The 15,542-nt window shown below is 64.3% G+C and carries 17 protein-coding genes and 1 tRNA gene; 8 read left to right on the top strand and 10 right to left on the bottom strand.

Annotated elements, in window-relative coordinates; all coding sequences use genetic code 11:
- Positions 1 to 6: 6 nt before the first annotated feature.
- Both BLW02_RS04500 and BLW02_RS04495 read right to left on the bottom strand, forming a co-directional pair.
- Complete coding sequence (locus BLW02_RS04500; protein WP_092697202.1) at positions 7 to 453, bottom strand: TM2 domain-containing protein; 447 nt, start codon at positions 451 to 453, stop codon at positions 7 to 9.
- Between the two features lie 91 nt (positions 454 to 544).
- Positions 545 to 1,066 (bottom strand): GNAT family N-acetyltransferase, encoded by a 522-nt coding sequence (locus BLW02_RS04495; protein ID WP_092697201.1) that lies wholly within the window; start codon positions 1,064 to 1,066, stop codon positions 545 to 547.
- A 144-nt stretch (positions 1,067 to 1,210) separates the two neighbouring features.
- On the opposite strand from BLW02_RS04495, the gene rpsP reads away from it, so the two are divergent.
- The 6 genes from rpsP to BLW02_RS04465 all read left to right on the top strand — a co-directional run bounded on the left by rpsP (position 1,211) and on the right by BLW02_RS04465 (position 5,280).
- Positions 1,211 to 1,462, top strand: a complete 252-nt coding sequence (gene rpsP, locus BLW02_RS04490) for a 30S ribosomal protein S16 (RefSeq protein ID WP_010463504.1) — start codon at positions 1,211 to 1,213, stop codon at positions 1,460 to 1,462.
- Between the two features lie 74 nt (positions 1,463 to 1,536).
- Positions 1,537 to 2,106 carry a ribosome maturation factor RimM gene (gene rimM / locus BLW02_RS04485; RefSeq protein WP_092697200.1) on the top strand — a complete coding sequence of 190 codons (570 nt, stop codon included), beginning with the start codon at positions 1,537 to 1,539 and terminating at the stop codon, positions 2,104 to 2,106.
- A gap of 29 nt (positions 2,107 to 2,135) precedes the next feature.
- Positions 2,136 to 2,894, top strand: coding sequence for a tRNA (guanosine(37)-N1)-methyltransferase TrmD (trmD, locus tag BLW02_RS04480; protein ID WP_092697199.1), 759 nt, complete (start codon positions 2,136 to 2,138; stop codon positions 2,892 to 2,894).
- A 140-nt stretch (positions 2,895 to 3,034) separates the two neighbouring features.
- Positions 3,035 to 3,421, top strand: a complete 387-nt coding sequence (gene rplS / locus BLW02_RS04475; protein WP_026435872.1) for a 50S ribosomal protein L19 — start codon at positions 3,035 to 3,037, stop codon at positions 3,419 to 3,421.
- A 94-nt stretch (positions 3,422 to 3,515) separates the two neighbouring features.
- The gene (locus tag BLW02_RS04470) at positions 3,516 to 4,235 is read left to right on the top strand and encodes a CoA pyrophosphatase (protein ID WP_026435873.1); all 720 of its coding nucleotides are present in this window, start codon (positions 3,516 to 3,518) and stop codon (positions 4,233 to 4,235) included.
- Positions 4,236 to 4,293: 58 nt separating this feature from the next.
- On the top strand, positions 4,294 to 5,280 hold the full coding sequence (locus BLW02_RS04465) for a CobD/CbiB family protein (RefSeq protein ID WP_092697198.1): 987 nt from the start codon (positions 4,294 to 4,296) through the stop codon (positions 5,278 to 5,280).
- Between the two features lie 41 nt (positions 5,281 to 5,321).
- Here the strand turns inward: BLW02_RS04465 and rsgA are convergent, their stop codons facing one another.
- From rsgA to BLW02_RS04450, 3 genes are read right to left on the bottom strand one after another with little or no spacing between them, the layout of a single operon-like run.
- Positions 5,322 to 6,266, bottom strand: a complete 945-nt coding sequence (gene rsgA / locus BLW02_RS04460) for a ribosome small subunit-dependent GTPase A (protein WP_092697197.1) — start codon at positions 6,264 to 6,266, stop codon at positions 5,322 to 5,324.
- A gap of 18 nt (positions 6,267 to 6,284) precedes the next feature.
- Positions 6,285 to 6,620 carry a 4a-hydroxytetrahydrobiopterin dehydratase gene (locus tag BLW02_RS04455; protein WP_092697196.1) on the bottom strand — a complete coding sequence of 112 codons (336 nt, stop codon included), beginning with the start codon at positions 6,618 to 6,620 and terminating at the stop codon, positions 6,285 to 6,287.
- The gene (locus BLW02_RS04450) at positions 6,617 to 7,924 is read right to left on the bottom strand and encodes a M48 family metallopeptidase (RefSeq protein WP_092697195.1); all 1,308 of its coding nucleotides are present in this window, start codon (positions 7,922 to 7,924) and stop codon (positions 6,617 to 6,619) included. Before BLW02_RS04450 ends, BLW02_RS04455 begins: the two co-directional genes overlap by 4 nt.
- A 38-nt stretch (positions 7,925 to 7,962) precedes the next feature.
- On the opposite strand from BLW02_RS04450, the gene orn reads away from it, so the two are divergent.
- Both orn and BLW02_RS04440 read left to right on the top strand, forming a co-directional pair.
- Complete coding sequence (gene orn / locus BLW02_RS04445; RefSeq protein WP_026435878.1) at positions 7,963 to 8,541, top strand: oligoribonuclease; 579 nt, start codon at positions 7,963 to 7,965, stop codon at positions 8,539 to 8,541.
- A 320-nt stretch (positions 8,542 to 8,861) separates the two neighbouring features.
- Positions 8,862 to 10,748 (top strand): DEAD/DEAH box helicase, encoded by a 1,887-nt coding sequence (locus BLW02_RS04440; protein WP_026435879.1) that lies wholly within the window; start codon positions 8,862 to 8,864, stop codon positions 10,746 to 10,748.
- Between the two features lie 272 nt (positions 10,749 to 11,020).
- Here the strand turns inward: BLW02_RS04440 and BLW02_RS04435 are convergent, their stop codons facing one another.
- From BLW02_RS04435 to BLW02_RS04415, 5 genes are all read right to left on the bottom strand, one after another.
- Positions 11,021 to 12,256, bottom strand: coding sequence for a multidrug effflux MFS transporter (locus tag BLW02_RS04435; RefSeq protein WP_092697194.1), 1,236 nt, complete (start codon positions 12,254 to 12,256; stop codon positions 11,021 to 11,023).
- 225 nt (positions 12,257 to 12,481) lie between these two features.
- Positions 12,482 to 12,557, bottom strand: a tRNA-Lys gene (locus tag BLW02_RS04430).
- An 83-nt stretch (positions 12,558 to 12,640) separates the two neighbouring features.
- The gene (locus BLW02_RS04425) at positions 12,641 to 13,528 is read right to left on the bottom strand and encodes an NAD(P)-dependent oxidoreductase (RefSeq protein WP_092697193.1); all 888 of its coding nucleotides are present in this window, start codon (positions 13,526 to 13,528) and stop codon (positions 12,641 to 12,643) included.
- A 107-nt stretch (positions 13,529 to 13,635) separates the two neighbouring features.
- The gene (locus tag BLW02_RS04420; RefSeq protein WP_092697192.1) at positions 13,636 to 14,613 is read right to left on the bottom strand and encodes a GMP reductase; all 978 of its coding nucleotides are present in this window, start codon (positions 14,611 to 14,613) and stop codon (positions 13,636 to 13,638) included.
- A gap of 167 nt (positions 14,614 to 14,780) precedes the next feature.
- Positions 14,781 to 15,536, bottom strand: coding sequence for a hypothetical protein (locus tag BLW02_RS04415; protein WP_092697191.1), 756 nt, complete (start codon positions 15,534 to 15,536; stop codon positions 14,781 to 14,783).
- Positions 15,537 to 15,542 lie beyond the last annotated feature (6 nt).

The raw sequence follows: 15,542 nt of genomic DNA, 5'->3' as shown, positions 1-15,542 counted from the left end.
CGGTGCTTACTGCGAGATCTTGCGTGCTTCCTCGATCTGGTACTCGAAATAGCGCTGAAAGCTGAAGGCCAGGCTGGCCATCAGCACGGTGGTGCCTATCATCAGCGCCAGTCCGATGGCAAAAATGGTGGCCCAGCGGGTGCGGCCGGCAGGCGCATCCGGCGCGGCCGCCGCATTGAAGCGGGCATTCCATTTCTCGGGGGGCGTCAGGCCATACAGAATGGCCTGGAGTGCGCAGCCTGCAATGGTGAATCCGAGCAGCGGTATCAGTATCCAGCTGGTGTGATCGTCCTGCCCCAGCGCCTGCACGCGCTGGATGCCGTACAGGCCCAGGGCGGTGGGAATGGGCAGCAGCCAGCCGAGCATGTCGGAGAGGCCATGCAGATAGAAGCGGTGCAGGCCCAGAGGACCCCCCAAGAAGGCGAGCCAGGCCGCCACGGTTTTGTTTTTCATTGCCAGGCCGCCCCAAGATGAAAAGCGGCCCCCTCGGGGGGAAGTGAGCAGACGAAGTGGGGAGCGTGGGGGTTATGGTTCATGCGCGGCATTATTCCGGGGATGTGGTGTCACCCGCGCCCAGGGGTTTTTCCATCAGCACGATGTCGCGCCAGGCGCCGAACTTCCAGCCCACCGAACGCATGACGCCCACGTCGGTGAAGCCCAGCGCGCGGTGCAATCCGATCGAACCCGCGTTGGCCGAATCGCCGATCACGGCCAGCAGCTTGCGCACGCCGGCGGCCTCGGCCTGCATCGCCAGTGCGGCCAGCAGCTTGCGCCCCACGCCCATGCCGCGCGCGCTGTCGGCCACGTAAATGGAGTCTTCGGCCGAGAAACGGTAGGCCGGGCGTGGTTTGAACCAGTTGGCGTAGGCGAAGCCCAGCACCTGGCCCTCTTTCTCGGCCACCAGCCAGGGCAGGCCCTTGGCCAGCACGTCGGCGCGGCGGCCTGCCATGTCGGCTTCGGAGGGGGGATCGATCTCGAACGTGCCTGTGCCGTGCAGCACATGGTGCTGGTAAATGGCGGTGATGGCGGGAATATCGCGGTCTGTGCTGGGGCGGATGGTGGACATGGGAACAAATAGATATAATCGCGGGCTTTGCAGCGTGTCGCTGGCCGGGTGGCCATGTCGCGTGTCTCAAGCGTTGCGAATATGGTTGCGAACACTGTGGCTCCGGGCAAATGTTGCCGGAGTTCACCACCCGAAGGATAAATCATGGTCGTCATTCGACTCTCCCGCGGCGGCTCCAAGGGCCGTCCTTTCTTCAACATCGTCGTTGCCGACAAGCGCGTGCGCCGTGATGGCCGCTTCATCGAGCGCATCGGCTTCTACAACCCCACCGCCAAGGAAACCGAAGAAGGTCTGCGCATCGTGCAAGACCGCCTGACCTACTGGCAGAGCGTGGGCGCCCAGTCCTCGCCCACGGTGGACCGCCTGATCAAGCAAGCCGCCAAGAAGGCTGCTTAAAGCTCCCCGAAAAGGGCGGGTTCCGTGGGCTTGCCCGGCGGAACCCGCCCTTTTCTTTTTGCACGAGACACACCATGGCTGCACCCCTGTCGCTCGAATCCGCCGTACTCCCTGCCGATGCCGTCGAGGTCGGGCGCATTGCCGATGCCTGGGGCGTCAAGGGCTGGTTCAAGGTGGTGTCGCACAGCACCACGCCCGAGGCGCTGTTTGCCGCCAAGCACTGGTATCTGCAGCCGTCCGAGCGCGGTGCCAAGACGTTTTCTGGCACGGTGCTGTTGCCGATCCGCCAGGCCAAGGACCATTCCGACACGGTGGTGGCCTGGGCGCAGGGCATCGATGACCGCGATGCCGCAGAGGCCTTGCGGGGTGCGCGCATCTTCGTGCCGCGGTCGAGCTTTCCCGCCACCACGCAGGACGAGTATTACTGGGTTGACTTGATCGGCCTTCAGGTCCTCAACCGTGAAGGCGTGGCGCTGGGGCAGGTGCAGGAGCTGATGTCCACCGGCCCGCAGACCGTGCTGGTGCTGGCCTACGAGCAGGACGGCAAGGCCCGGGAGCGCATGATTCCCTTCGTGTCGGCGTTTGTCGACAAGGTGGATCTGCCCGAAAAGCGCATCACGGTCGACTGGCAGCCTGACTACTGACCGGCCTGCGCTCTGGCACGCCGCGCACCATGCGCTTTGACATCATCACCTTGTTCCCCGAGCTGTTTGCGCCTTTCCTGGTGAGCGGCGTGACCCGCCGCGCCTATGCCAGCGGACAGGTCGATGTGCATCTGTGGAACCCGCGCGACCATGCCGAGGGCAACTACCGGCGCGTGGACGACCGCCCGTTTGGCGGCGGCCCGGGCATGGTGATGCTGGCCGAGCCGCTGGCGCGGTGCCTTGCAGCCATCCGGGCGGAGCGTGGCGAGCCGCAAGACGGCCAGGCGCCGCTGGTGCTTTTTTCGCCCATCGGCGAATCGCTCAACCATGCCGCGGTGGAGCGCTGGTCTGCCAGCGCTGGCGCTGTGTTGCTGTGCGGGCGTTATGAAGGGATCGACCAGCGCTTCGTCGACGCCCATGTCGATCTGCAGATGAGTTTGGGTGACTTCGTGCTCTCGGGCGGTGAAATTGCGGCCATGGCCTTGCTCGATGCCGTGGCGCGGCTGCAGCCAGGGGTGCTCCATGACGAGGGCAGCCACCAGCTCGACAGTTTCAACCCGGCGCTCGACGGCCTGCTCGATTGCCCCCACTACACCCGCCCCGACGAATGGCAGGGTCGCCCGGTGCCCGCGCCGCTGATGTCCGGGCACCACGCGCAGATTGAGCGCTGGCGCCGTGATCAGCGCCTGGCCACCACGGCAAAGCACCGTCCCGACCTGATCGATGTCGCACGCAAGGCAGGGCGCCTGGCGCCCGCCGATGAGGCGGTCTTGGCCAAGCTGGGTTGAATTGCTATAATCAAAGGCTTTTCGATCCTCTGGCCGGCCGTTTTGCCCAGTGGCTTTGCTTGCAAAGCCTGCCGCGAAACCCTGAATCGTCAATCCCGACGCTGCCATTTTTGGCGCGGACAAGATCGTTGGATACCCAAATGAACCTGATCCAGACCCTGGAAGCGGAAGAAATCGCCCGCTTGAACAAGACCATTCCCGTGTTCGCCCCTGGCGACACGGTCATCGTGAGCGTGAACGTGGTCGAAGGCACGCGCAAGCGCGTGCAGGCCTACGAAGGCGTGGTGATTGCCAAGCGCAATCGCGGCCTGAACAGCGGCTTCACCGTGCGCAAGATCTCCAGCGGCGAAGGCGTGGAGCGTACGTTCCAGACCTACAGCCCGCTGATCGCCGGCATTGAAGTCAAGCGCCGTGGCGACGTGCGCCGCGCCAAGCTGTACTACCTGCGTGAACGCAGCGGCAAGTCGGCACGTATCAAGGAAAAGCTGCCTTCGCGCGCCAAGGTGGCTGCACCCGTCGCCGCATAAGGCACAGGCCATCCCTGACCGGAGCCGCTACAGCATCGCCTGTAGCGGCTTTTTGTTTTTTGCGGCCCCCTTGGGTCTGCGTTCCAGGCTTGTCGTGAATCCCTCATCCGCCCCTGTTCCATCGGCCAACCCGGCGTCGCTTTCGGCGCTGCCTGATTTCGACCCGCGTGCCGTCCCGGTGGTGGGCGTGGATGGGCACCTGCCCGCAGTGCCGGTGCAGGCGCAGACGCCGCAGGCCCTGCGGGCGCGTTTTGCCCACCCGCCTGTATGGACGCCCGAGGTGGTGCTGGAAAAGAAGTTCATGCATCGCGAGCCGGCCCACGCGTCCGTGCTGGTGCCCATCGTGCTGCGCGAACAGCCCATGGTGCTGCTGACGGAGCGCACGGCCCATCTTTCCACCCATTCGGGCCAGGTGGCCTTTCCGGGTGGGCGGGCAGATCCAGAAGATGTCTCCACGTCCGACACGGCTTTGCGCGAGGCCGAGGAAGAGGTCGGGCTGGCGCGGCGCTTTGTCGAGGTGCTGGGCGTGCTGCCCACCTATGTCACCGGCTCCTCATTCATCATCACGCCGGTGGTGGCGCTGGTGCAACCGGACTGCGTGCTGCATCCCAACCCCTACGAGGTGGCGGATGTGTTCGAGGTGCCGCTGGCGTTCCTGCTCAATCCTGCCCATCACCAGCGCCATGTTTTCGAGTGGCAAGGCGTGCACCGGGAATGGTTCTCCATGCCTTACCAGGATGGCACCAAAAACCGGTTTATCTGGGGCGCTACTGCCGGCATGCTGCGCAATTTCTATCGATTCATGCAGGCGTGATGGAGGGGCCGGCGCCCGCATGATCCAAAGGCGCGCAGCCCCAGTATCATTGCCCTCCATGAGTTTCTTTGCCATCCTGTTCGCTCTGCTGATCGAGCAGGCCCGCCCTCTGGCCCGCACCAACCCCATCCACGCGGGACTGCGCGCGTGGGCTCTGTCGGTCTGCCGCAATTTCGACGCGGGCAAGCCTCACCACGGCTGGGTGGCCTGGAGCCTGGCCGTGCTGGTGCCGGCGCTGGTCACACTGGCTGTCCACTGGTTGCTGCTGCTGGGGTTGGGCTGGCCGTTTGCGGTGGTGTGGAGTGTGGCGGTGCTGTATGTCACGCTGGGCTTTCGCCAGTTCAGCCACCATTTCACCGGCATCCGCGATGCGCTGGAGGAGGGCGATGAAGACCGGGCGCGCGAGCGCCTGGCCGACTGGCAGCAGGTGGATGTCGGCGCGCTCCCGCGCAGCGAGATCGTGCGCCATGTGATCGAATATTCGGTACTGTCGGCGCACCGCCATGTGTTCGGCGTGCTGGCGTGGTTTTCCGTGCTGGCAGCGCTGGGTCTGGGGCCCACGGGTGCGGTGCTGTACCGGCTGGCAGAATTTGTCTCGCGCTATTGGCAGTACAAGGAACGTACTGGCGTCCAGCCCGCCAGCGCGGCATTGCAGCAAGCCTCGGCCCAGGCCTGGACCCTGGTGGACTGGTTGCCCGTGCGCATGACGGCCTTGAGCTTTGCGGTGGTGGGCAGTTTTGAGGAGGCCATCGAGGGTTGGCGTTTTCATGCGCAGCGCTTTCCCAGTGACAACGACGGCGTGGTGCTGGCCGCCACCGCAGGCGCCATCAATGTGCAGCTGGGCGGCGAGGCCCTGCCTGCCCGCGCCGATCCGAAGACACCCCAGGGGCTGGAAATCGAGGCCGACATGGGCGACAGCGACAGCACCCCCGGTCGCGAGCCAGAGGTGGTGCATCTGCGCAGCGTGGTGGGCCTGGTCTGGCGCTCGGTGGTGGTGTGGATGCTGTTGCTGGCGCTGCTGACCCTGGCGCGCTTGCTGGGCTGATGGCCGTCCCCTGGCCAGGTGGCCGAGGTGTGGGGTGTGATTCAGTAGCGCGTGTGGCTCAATTCGGCGAATAAATCGCTATAAATTTTATAGCGATTTGCGCTGATTCCCTCTGCACTGGCATCCTTTTCGAGTGCTGTAATCACGCCGCAACCCGGTTCGTGCAGATGGCTGCAGTTGTAGAACTTGCAGTCGGTGGCGTGGACGGCGATGTCGGGCATGCAGGATGCGAGCTGCATGGGAGCGATGTGCTGCAGGCCGAACTCCTGAAAACCCGGCGAATCAATCAGGGCGGTGGTGCGGGCGCTGTCCACCCAGTACCAGTTGGTGCTGGTGGTGGTGTGCTTGCCCGAGTTCAGTGCCTGTGAAATCTCGCCTGTCAGCACGCTGGCGCCCGGCACCAGCTGGTTGATCAGCGTGCTCTTGCCTGACCCCGAGGGACCCAGCACCAGCGTGGTCTTGCCCTGCAGGTGTTGCATGAGCAAGGCGCGGTCCACGTCGCCCGACATCGACAACGACAGCGGCAGCACGCCATAGTGGTGCCCGCCCCCCATGTGGCGGTAAGGCAGCAGGCGCTCCCAGGCGCGGGCAAAGGGCTCCACCAGATCGCTCTTGTTGAGCGCGATCAGGGGCTTGATGCCAGCTGCTTCTGCGGCGATCAATGCGCGGGCCAGCTGGCTTTCCGAGAACACCGGTTCGGCTGCGATCAGGATCAGGATCTGGTCGAGATTGGCGGCGAAGGACTTGGTGCGGATCTCGTCCTGGCGGTAGAACAGGTTGCGCCGCTCCAGCACCTTTTCGATGGTGCCTTCCTCGCCCTGACCCTTGGGAGGGGCCTGCCACAGCACCCGGTCGCCCACCACGGCCTGGTTCTTCTTGCCCCGCGGATGGCAGATGCGGCGCTGCCCGTCGGCGGTTTCCACCATGCAGTGGCGCCCGTGGCCGGCCACCACAAAACCTTCCATCAGGGCGCTGCGTTCAGTCATGCGGACGATTGGCAGGGTTCATGCCAGCAGGGCGTCGAATCGGGCTGCGCAATCGAAGTCGGTGGCGGAGATGCCCTGCACGTCGTGGGTGTTGAGGCGCACCACACAACGGTTGTAGTGCACCGACAGATCGGGGTGGTGGTCTTGCGCGTTGGCCACGAAGGCCACGGCATTCACGAACGAGATGGTCTCGTAGTAGTTGGCGAAATGAAAGGTCTTTTCGATGGCCACCTGGGTGCCGTCGCCGCTCAGGGACCAGCCCTCGATCTTGGCCAGATTGGCCACAATTTCTGTGGCTGTCAGCGCACGGCGGGTAAGCGCTGACCAGTCTTTTTTCTTTAACATCGATGTCATGCTCGGGCAGGTGAGGGCATGCGGGCCAGCCGCTCGGAAGCGGGCGGATGCGAGTAGTAGAACTTCACATACACCGGGTCGGGGGTGAGTGTGGAGGCGTTGTCTTCGTAAAGTTTGAGCAGCGCCGAAGAAAGATCGGCACCGCTGGCCTGGGATGCCGCATACGCGTCGGCTTCAAATTCGTGGCGGCGCGACAACTGGGCAAACAGCGGGGCGATGAACAGCGTGAAGACGGGTACGGCCAGCAGGAACAGCAGCAGGGCCAGCGCATCGTTGGGCGCGGCAGCCACGGACAGGTCCAGCGAGATATTGGGGCGCACGCCCAGCCCGGTATAAAACCACACCTGGGTGGACAGCCAGCCGAGCAGGGCAAAACCGACCAGGCTCAGGGCAAACAGGCTCGCCACGCGCTGGAGGATATGGCGGTGCTTGAAGTGCCCGAGCTCATGGGCCAGCACGGCTTCGACTTCGCCCGGGGAGAGCTGGCGCAGCAGGGTGTCATAGAAAACGACGCGCTTGGCGGCTCCAAAGCCGGTGAAATAGGCATTGGCATGGGCGCTGCGGCGGCTGCCATCCATGACGAACAGCCCTTTGGCCGCAAAGCCGCAACGTTGCATCAGCGCCGTGACGCGGGCCTTGAGTGATTCATCTTCGAGCGGCTGAAACTTGTTGAACAGCGGCGCGATGAAGGTGGGGTACACCACCATCAGCAGCAGGTTCAAGCCCATCCACAGGCACCAGGCCCACAGCCACCACAAGGGCCCGGCAGCGCCCATCAGCCACAGGATCAGCGCTGCAATGGGCAGACCGATGAGGGTGCCCACGAGGGCCGATTTGGCCAGATCGGCCAGCCACAGGGCCAGCGTCATCTTGTTGAAGCCGAAACGCTGCTCGATCACGAAGGTCTGGTACAGCGTTACCGGCAGGTCGATGGCGGCACTGATGACCACGAAGGCCCCCAGCAGGGCCAGTTGCTGCACCATGCCGCCACCCAGGGCGCCCAGCAGCGCCTGGTTCAGGGCGTCCAGGCCGCCCAGCAGCGTCCAGCCCAGCAAGACAGCGGCGCCGAGCGCCATCTCCAGCAGACCAAAACGTGCCTTGGTGATGGTGTAGTCGGCGGCCTTCTGGTGGGCGGCCAGCGCAATGCGCGTGGCAAAGGCCTCGGGCACGCTGGACCGGTGCTCGGCCACATGGCGAATCTGGCGGGAGGCTAGCCAGAATTTGAGCAGCAGGCCAGCGCAGACGATCGCAGCAAAGGCGAATGTGAGTGCGGTGGAGGGCGAAAAAGCGTCGGGCGTGGGCATGAGGGGGCGAGTTTAGGCCATCAGCGACAATGCGCGCCATGTCTGAAGCCAACAACCCCGTACCCCCCGTGCTTTCCAAATCGGACCAGAACCTGGTCTGGCTGGACTGCGAAATGACCGGCCTGGAGCCCGATACCGACCGCCTGCTGGAGATTGCCGTGATCGTGACCGGCCCCCAGCTGGAGCCCCGCATCGAAGGCCCGGTGCTGGCCATTCACCAGGCGGATGAACTGCTGAACAGGATGGATGCCTGGAACAAGGGCACGCATGGCCGTAGCGGCCTGATCGACAAGGTGAAGGCCTCTACGGTGACCGAGGCCGAGGCCGAGCAGCAGATCCTGGATTTCCTGGCCCGTTACGTGCCCAAGGGCACGGTGCCCATGTGCGGCAACAGCATCGGCCAGGACCGGCGCTTTCTGGTGCGCTACATGCCAAAGCTGGAGCGCTTCTTTCACTACCGCAATGTGGACGTGAGCACCCTCAAGGAACTGGCCAGGCGCTGGAAGCCCGAGGCCTACAGCAGCTTCAAGAAGGCGCAAAAGCACACCGCGCTGGCCGATGTGCACGAGAGCATCGACGAACTGGCGCACTATCGCAAGAACCTGCTGTCCGTCTGACGACGGCCGGGCGCCGCATTGCCGGGCGAGTGACAGTTTGATGGCCCGGCATGTGGGTGCAATTCAAAGAGGGCTTGCGGGGAAACCCTTAACTGTGCGATAATCGCTGGCTGCGCAGGAAACTGTACGCAGATTGTGCATCTCCCCTCACACACCGGGCTTGCCAGCCGGCTGTCTCAGACAGCGCAGGACTGGCGAACAACGCCCACCCGCATGCCGCCCAGAGCGCATGCAGGTTTCGTTTGATGGTTGATGTTTTTTAACCATTGACGAAGCCATCGCGGGTTACGCCTGCGAACGTCTTCGTGAGAGAAAAATTCATGACCGACACCTCCTTGGTGCAGGGCGATTTCGCGCCTGCCGATACTTCTATTGCTGCCGATATTGCCGTGCAGCCTACCCTTGAATCTTCTGTGGAATCCACCAGCGAGGCTGTCACTGCCGAGCCCAATGGTTTCATCGAGTTGGGACTGGCGCCTGAACTGGTGCAAGCTGTGGCCGATCTGGGCTACACCCAGCCTACCAGCGTGCAGCGCAAGGCCATTCCTCTGGCCATGGGTGGTGGCAACGACGCCACCAAGTTCATCGACCTGATGGTCTCCAGCCAGACCGGTTCCGGCAAGACCGCTGCTTTCCTGCTGCCCGTGCTGAACACGCTGATCCAGCAACAGGCCGAGGCCGAAGCCGAAGAACGCGCCGCCTTCGAGCGTGCTGTGGCCGAAGCCGCTGCCCGGGGCGAGCCCGCTCCCAAGCGCGCCAAGCGCAAGGACCCCACCAACTCGCGCAATTTCAAGGCCGCCACCCCTGGCGCCCTGATCCTGTGCCCCACGCGTGAACTGGCGCAGCAGGTCGCGCACGACGCCATCGACCTCGTCAAGCACTGCCGCGGCCTGCGCGTGGCCAACGTGGTGGGTGGCATGCCTTACCAGCTGCAGATCGCCAAGCTGCAGAACGCCAACCTCGTGGTCGCCACCCCCGGCCGCCTGCTGGACCTGCAGCGCTCGATGCAGATCAAGCTCGACAAGGTGCAGTTCCTGGTGGTTGACGAAGCTGACCGCATGCTCGACCTGGGCTTCTCGGACGACCTGGCCGAACTGAACCAGCTGACCAGCCAGCGCAAGCAGACCATGATGTTCAGTGCCACCTTTGCACCCCGCATCCAGCAACTGGCCATGCGCGTGATGCACGACGGCGGCTCGTCCGTGCAGAAGGTGACCATCGATTCTCCGCAAGAGAAGCACGCCAACATCAAGCAGGTGCTGTACTGGGCCGACAACGCCCAGCACAAGCGCAAGCTGCTGGACCACTGGTTGCGCGACACCACCATCAACCAGGCCATCGTGTTTGCCAGCACCCAGGTGGAGTGCGACGGCCTGGCCAATGACTTGCAGCAAGAAGGCTTCTCGGCCGTGGCACTGCACGGCGCCCTGAGCCAGGGCTTGCGCAACCGCCGCTTGATGGCGCTGCGCGCTGGCCAGGTGCAGATCCTGGTGGCCACCGATGTGGCGGCCCGCGGCATCGACGTGCCCACCATCACCCACGTGTTCAACTTCGGCCTGCCCATGAAGGCCGAGGATTACACCCACCGCATTGGCCGCACGGGCCGTGCCGGTCGCGATGGCCTGGCGATCACCTTTGCCGAGTTCCGCGATCGCCGCAAGATCTTCGACATCGAAAGCTACAGCCGCCAGCAGTTCAAGTCGGACGTCATTGCCGGCATGGAGCCTTCGCAGCGCTCGCCCCAGGCGCCACGCGGTGGCGATTTCGGTGGTGGCCGTGGCGCCCCGGGCCGTTCTTACGACAACCGTGACAACCCGTCGCGTGGCCGCTTTGGCGGTCCCGCACGCGGTGGCAATGACCGTGGCGGTTTCGGGGGTGGCTTTGGCGGCGGTTTCGCTGGCCGTGGCAGCGACAACCGTGGTGCTTCCGCTCCCCGGGATGGCTACCAGGGTGGCAACGGCGGCTATGCCGGCCGTGATGACCGTGGCGGCTTCGGCGCCCCCCGTCGCGACAGCGAGGGCTACGGCCGCAAGCCCGGCTTTGGCGATGCGGGCCGTGGTGGCTTTGCCCCCCGTGGCGACGCCGGCGCACCCCGCGGTGATTTCGCTCCCCGCAAGCCTGCTTTCTCCAAGCCAGCCGGCGCTGGTGGTGGCAAGCCTTTTGCTCCCCATGATGCCCGCAAGCGCCCTGCGCGCCCTGCACGCTGATTTGGCTGCTCAGACGCACTGACAAGCGTTCAAAAGGGCTGGCTCCGCAAGGAGTCAGCCCTTTTTTGTTCGCCATCGGTGGCGGTGGTCCGGCCGATGCGCGCCATGAACGCATCGGTCGTGCGCAGCAACTGGGCTATTTCATCGATCCCATTTCATCGATCTGTGTCGAGCCCGGTTGGGTGCGTCATCTGTGTCGTGGGTCGTTCAAGGGGGCGGGATATTCCGGTCGATTGTGGAAGGGCAGCTGGCAGTGGAGCATGCCAGTGCCGTCAACCATGCCCGGGGGTGCTGCGTCCAATCTCGGGCCAGCGATGGTGCACGCAGATCCAGGCCAGCATGCCGACGCCCATCATCATCAGCGACGCCACAGCCAGCCATACCGTGGAGTGCATCACCAATGGGGCCACCACGCCGGCCACCACGCCATTGGCGGCAGAGCCCACAAATGCTTGCAAGGACGATGCCATGCCACGTCGGTGCGGGTGCAGATCCAGTACCAGCAGGGTGACCACCGGCACCATCAATGCCCAGCCAAAAGCGAACAGGGCGACGGGTAGGAGTGCCCAGCTCGCATGCGCTGCAAAAACGGTATTCGCGACCACATTGGCAACCGCAACCACGCACATGATCGCGAAGCCATGCCGTATCTGCCGCTTGGGCGCAATGCGTCCTGCCAGCCGACCGCTCAGCCATGCGCCGCCCATGATGCCGCAGATGGTCAGGCCAAAGAACCAGAAAAACTGGGTAGGTGCCAGCCCCAGGTGGCCGCTCAGAAAGGCGGGGGCCGACAGCACATACAAAAACATGCCATTGAATGGCACACCGCTGGCGAGGGCCAGCAGGAGAAAACGCATGCTCGAACCCAGTTCCCAGTATCCCCGCAGGAGGTGCGGTATGTTGAAGGGCTGGCGCTGGTCCGCTTGCAGGGTTTCGGGCAGGAAGCGCAGGTTGGCGATCCAGAGCGCCACACCCACCAATGTCAGGAACCAGAAGATGCTGTGCCAGCCCAGATGCACAAACAGCCAGCCGCCAACGATCGGGGCAATGGCTGGCGCGACACCGAAGTAGATGGTGACCTGGCTCATGACCTTCTGCGCCTGGGCGGGCGGAAACATGTCGCGAATGACAGCGCGCGACACCACGATGCCGGCGCCGGTAGACAGGCCCTGCAGCGCGCGGAAGACCACCAGTTGTCCAATGGTCTGAGAAAGCGCGCAGCCGGCCGATGCCAGCGTGAACATCGCAATACCGGTCAATACGACAGGTCTGCGGCCAAAGCTATCCGCCAGCGCGCCATGAAACAGATTCATGAAGGCAAAGCCGAACAGATAGGCAGACAGCGTCTGCTGCATCTCCACCGGCGTGGCTCCCAGGGCAGAAGCAATGCCCGAGAACGCGGGAAGGTAGGTATCGATCGAAAAGGGTCCGAGCATGCCCAGCACAGCCAGCAGCACGGCCAGCGCCCATTGGGGTGCAGGCCAAAGCAGGCGGGCTTGTGGGTTCATGGAGTGGTGGAGTCAATGGATCGAGAGGGGGCCGGAAACGACGGGGGCGTCATGATCGGTGCCGGGCCGGTCCATTATCAACGAGCGATTTCACCTGGGGGTGGCGCAGCAGCTGGGTCCATCCATGGGGCGAGTGCAGGCGCATCGCGTGCCGATGCAGTCGACCTGGCAGACCCGGTAAATAAAAAAGCCCCGCCATCTTGAAGAAGGCGGGGCTTTCCAGTTTGGTGGGTCCTGAGTGACTCGAACACTCGACCTACGGATTAAGAGTCCGCTGCTCTACCAACTGAGCTAAGAACCCAAACTATTTAATCTTTCAGCATTGCTGCTGAGCCTCGAATTATGCACCATTTTTTCTGGTGCTGACAAGGCGGAACGAAAAAATTATTGCATGGCGTTGCGACTCGCCAGCTCCACAAACAGGCCGCTGTGGTCCAGCTGGCCCAGTCCGTGCTCGATGCCGTCCTTGTACAGCGCCTCGAACAGCGTGGTGATGGGGGCGTCGAAACCGATTTCACGGGCGGTGATCAGGGCGTTGTCCAGATCCTTGAGCTGCACCGTCATGCGCCCGCGTGGTGCAAAGTCGCGGTCCACCATGCGCTGGCCGTGCAACTGAAGAATCCGGCTGTCGGCAAAGCCGCCGCCGATGGCTTCCCGCACCTTGGCCATGTCGGCACCACCCTTGGCGGCAAACAGCAGTGCTTCTGCCACCGCACCGATGGTGATGCCCACGATCATCTGGTTGGCCAGCTTGGCCAGCTGGCCGGCACCATGGGGCCCCACATGGGTGGCGCGGCCAAAAATGGCGAAGAGGGGCTGTGCGCGCGCAAAATCCTGCGCCCGGCCGCCGGCCATGATGGCCAGCGTACCGTTCTCGGCGCCCACCGTGCCGCCGGACACTGGTGCATCGAGATGGGCCAGCCCCATTTCATCGAGGCGGGCCGCGTGGTCGCGGGCTTCCCGGGGCTGTATCGATGCCATGTCGATGAACAGGGTGCCCACACGCATGGCCTTTGCCGTGCCCATTGCGAACAGCACCTGGTCCACTGCGGGGCCGTTTTCCAGCAGGCTGATGACGAAGTCGGCGCTGCGGACTGCATCCGCAGGGGCGTCGTGCACCGTGGCGCCCACGGATGCCAGCGGATCGGCCTTGGCGCGGGTGCGGTTCCAGGCGTGCACCTGGTGGCCCGCCGCGCACAGGCGCCGGGCCATGGGCAGACCCATCATGCCAATGCCGAGAACAGCAATGCGAAGCGGTGTGGTGGTGGTCATGGGCGCATCCTTGGGCAGCTACTTTTATGCCGCCATCATGGTCTTTTTCGCTGACGCTCCCTGTCAGCGAGCTTGCAGTGCCGCCTTGCACGCACCCGCCGCGTGGCCTACATCAGCAGATGTTCGCCCGCATTGTCGCCACCCAGGATCACATAGTTCACCTTGCGCACGTCCATCAGCCGGGTGCCGCCCGCGTAGCTGATGGAGCTTTGCACGTCCTGCTCCATCTCGATCAGCGTCTCGGCCAGCTTGCCCTTGATGGGTTCCAGGATGCGCTTGCCTTCCACGTGCTTGTATTCACCCTTGTTGAAATCGCTGGCCGAGCCGTAGTACTCCTTGAAAAGCTCGCCGTCCACCTCCACGGTCTTGCCGGGTGATTCTTCGTGGCCCGCGAACAGCGAGCCGATCATCACCATGGTGGCGCCAAAGCGGATGCTCTTGGCGATGTCGCCATGGCTGCGGATGCCGCCGTCGGCGATGATGGGCTTGGTGGCCACGCGCGCGCACCACTTGAGCGCGCTCAGCTGCCAGCCGCCGGTGCCAAAGCCCGTCTTGAGCTTGGTGATGCACACCTTGCCTGGGCCCACGCCCACCTTGGTGGCATCGGCGCCCCAGTTCTCCAGGTCGATGATGGCTTCGGGCGTGGCCACGTTGCCGGCGATCACAAAGGCCCGGGGCAGTTTTTCCTTGAGGTAGCTGATCATGGCCTTCACCGTGTCGGCATGGCCGTGGGCGATGTCGATGGTGATGTATTCCGGGCACAGCCCCTCGGCCGCCAGCTGGTCCACGGTGTCGTAATCGGGTTTTTTGACACCCAGCGAGATCGACGCGTAGCAGCCCTTGGCGTGCATGTCGCGCACGAACTGCAGGTTGTCCAGATCAAACCGGTGCATGACATAGAAGTAGCCGTTCTGTGCCATCCAGGTGCAGATCTTTTCGTCCACCACCGTCTTCATGTTGGCCGGCACCACCGGGATGCGGAATGAGCGGCCGCCCAGCTCCACGCTGGCGTCGCATTCCGAGCGGCTTTCCACGCGGCATTTGCGCGGCAGCAAAAGAACGTTGTCGTAGTCGAAGATTTCCATGAGATTCCAAGCTCCTGTGAAAGGGTCGCAGCGGAAGGATTTCCGGCGCGATGGGCGCTTGGCTTGAAAACCGGCTTCGTGGGTGCTGGCGTGGTGGCTGCACCGGACCCTGCGGTGCGCAGGCACAAAAAACCGGGCTGCAAGAAACTTGGGCCCGGTGATTGATTCTACCCGCGCGCGGGATTTTCGTCATGGCCCTGCTGGCCGCCAGGCTGCGCCCCGCAGTGCGACTGCGCCGCAGCCACAACCCGTCCCTGCGCATCCTGCACCCAGCCCACCACGCGCAGGCGCTCGGGCCGGGCGCCTTCGGGGATGCGCATGGGGCGTGCCTCCATCCAGCGCTTTGGCTCTGCTTGTGATGGATGCTCGCGCTGATTCCATAGGCCCTGGAGCAGGTTGCGGGCAATATTCCGGGCCACGGGCGAGCCCTCGGTACCTGCAGGCGCGGTTTCCACCAGCAGCAGGAAAAAGCGCCACGGGGCCGATGGCGCGTTGCGCCCAGCGGCCGCCCGCACCGGCGTGAATGCGATGGAGGTGCCCAGGTAGTCGTTGAAGGCCATGCCATGCGCCACGCGCAGCCGCCCAGAGGATGCGCCCGCTACCGGTGCGGTGTGCACATCGGTGGTGGCAGGCACCTGGCGCCCGAGCGCCTGCAAACGGCCCAGGGCATCCGCGCTGGCGGCGGCCGACAGGGGTGCATCGTCGCCGAGGGTGCCGGGCACGATCCAGTCCAGCACCAGCGCGTCCGAACCGGGCGCTGGCGTGCTGGGATCACTCCAGCAGGCCTCGCAGTCGGCGCTGATGAAGCGTTCAAACAAGGCCACGGGGCGCGGTGCGCCGTCGCTGCTGCAACTGGCTTGCGCCGCCAGCGGGGGGCTGTGCAGTGCCAGCAGGGCGGTCAGGGTGAAAGCCAGGCTTCTCATGGACGG

This window comes from Acidovorax soli (assembly GCF_900107605.1).
In the GTDB taxonomy this organism is placed as follows: domain Bacteria; phylum Pseudomonadota; class Gammaproteobacteria; order Burkholderiales; family Burkholderiaceae_C; genus Acidovorax; species Acidovorax soli.
Note: the sequence above shows the minus strand (reverse complement) of the source record. Positions and strands in the feature narration are given on the sequence as shown.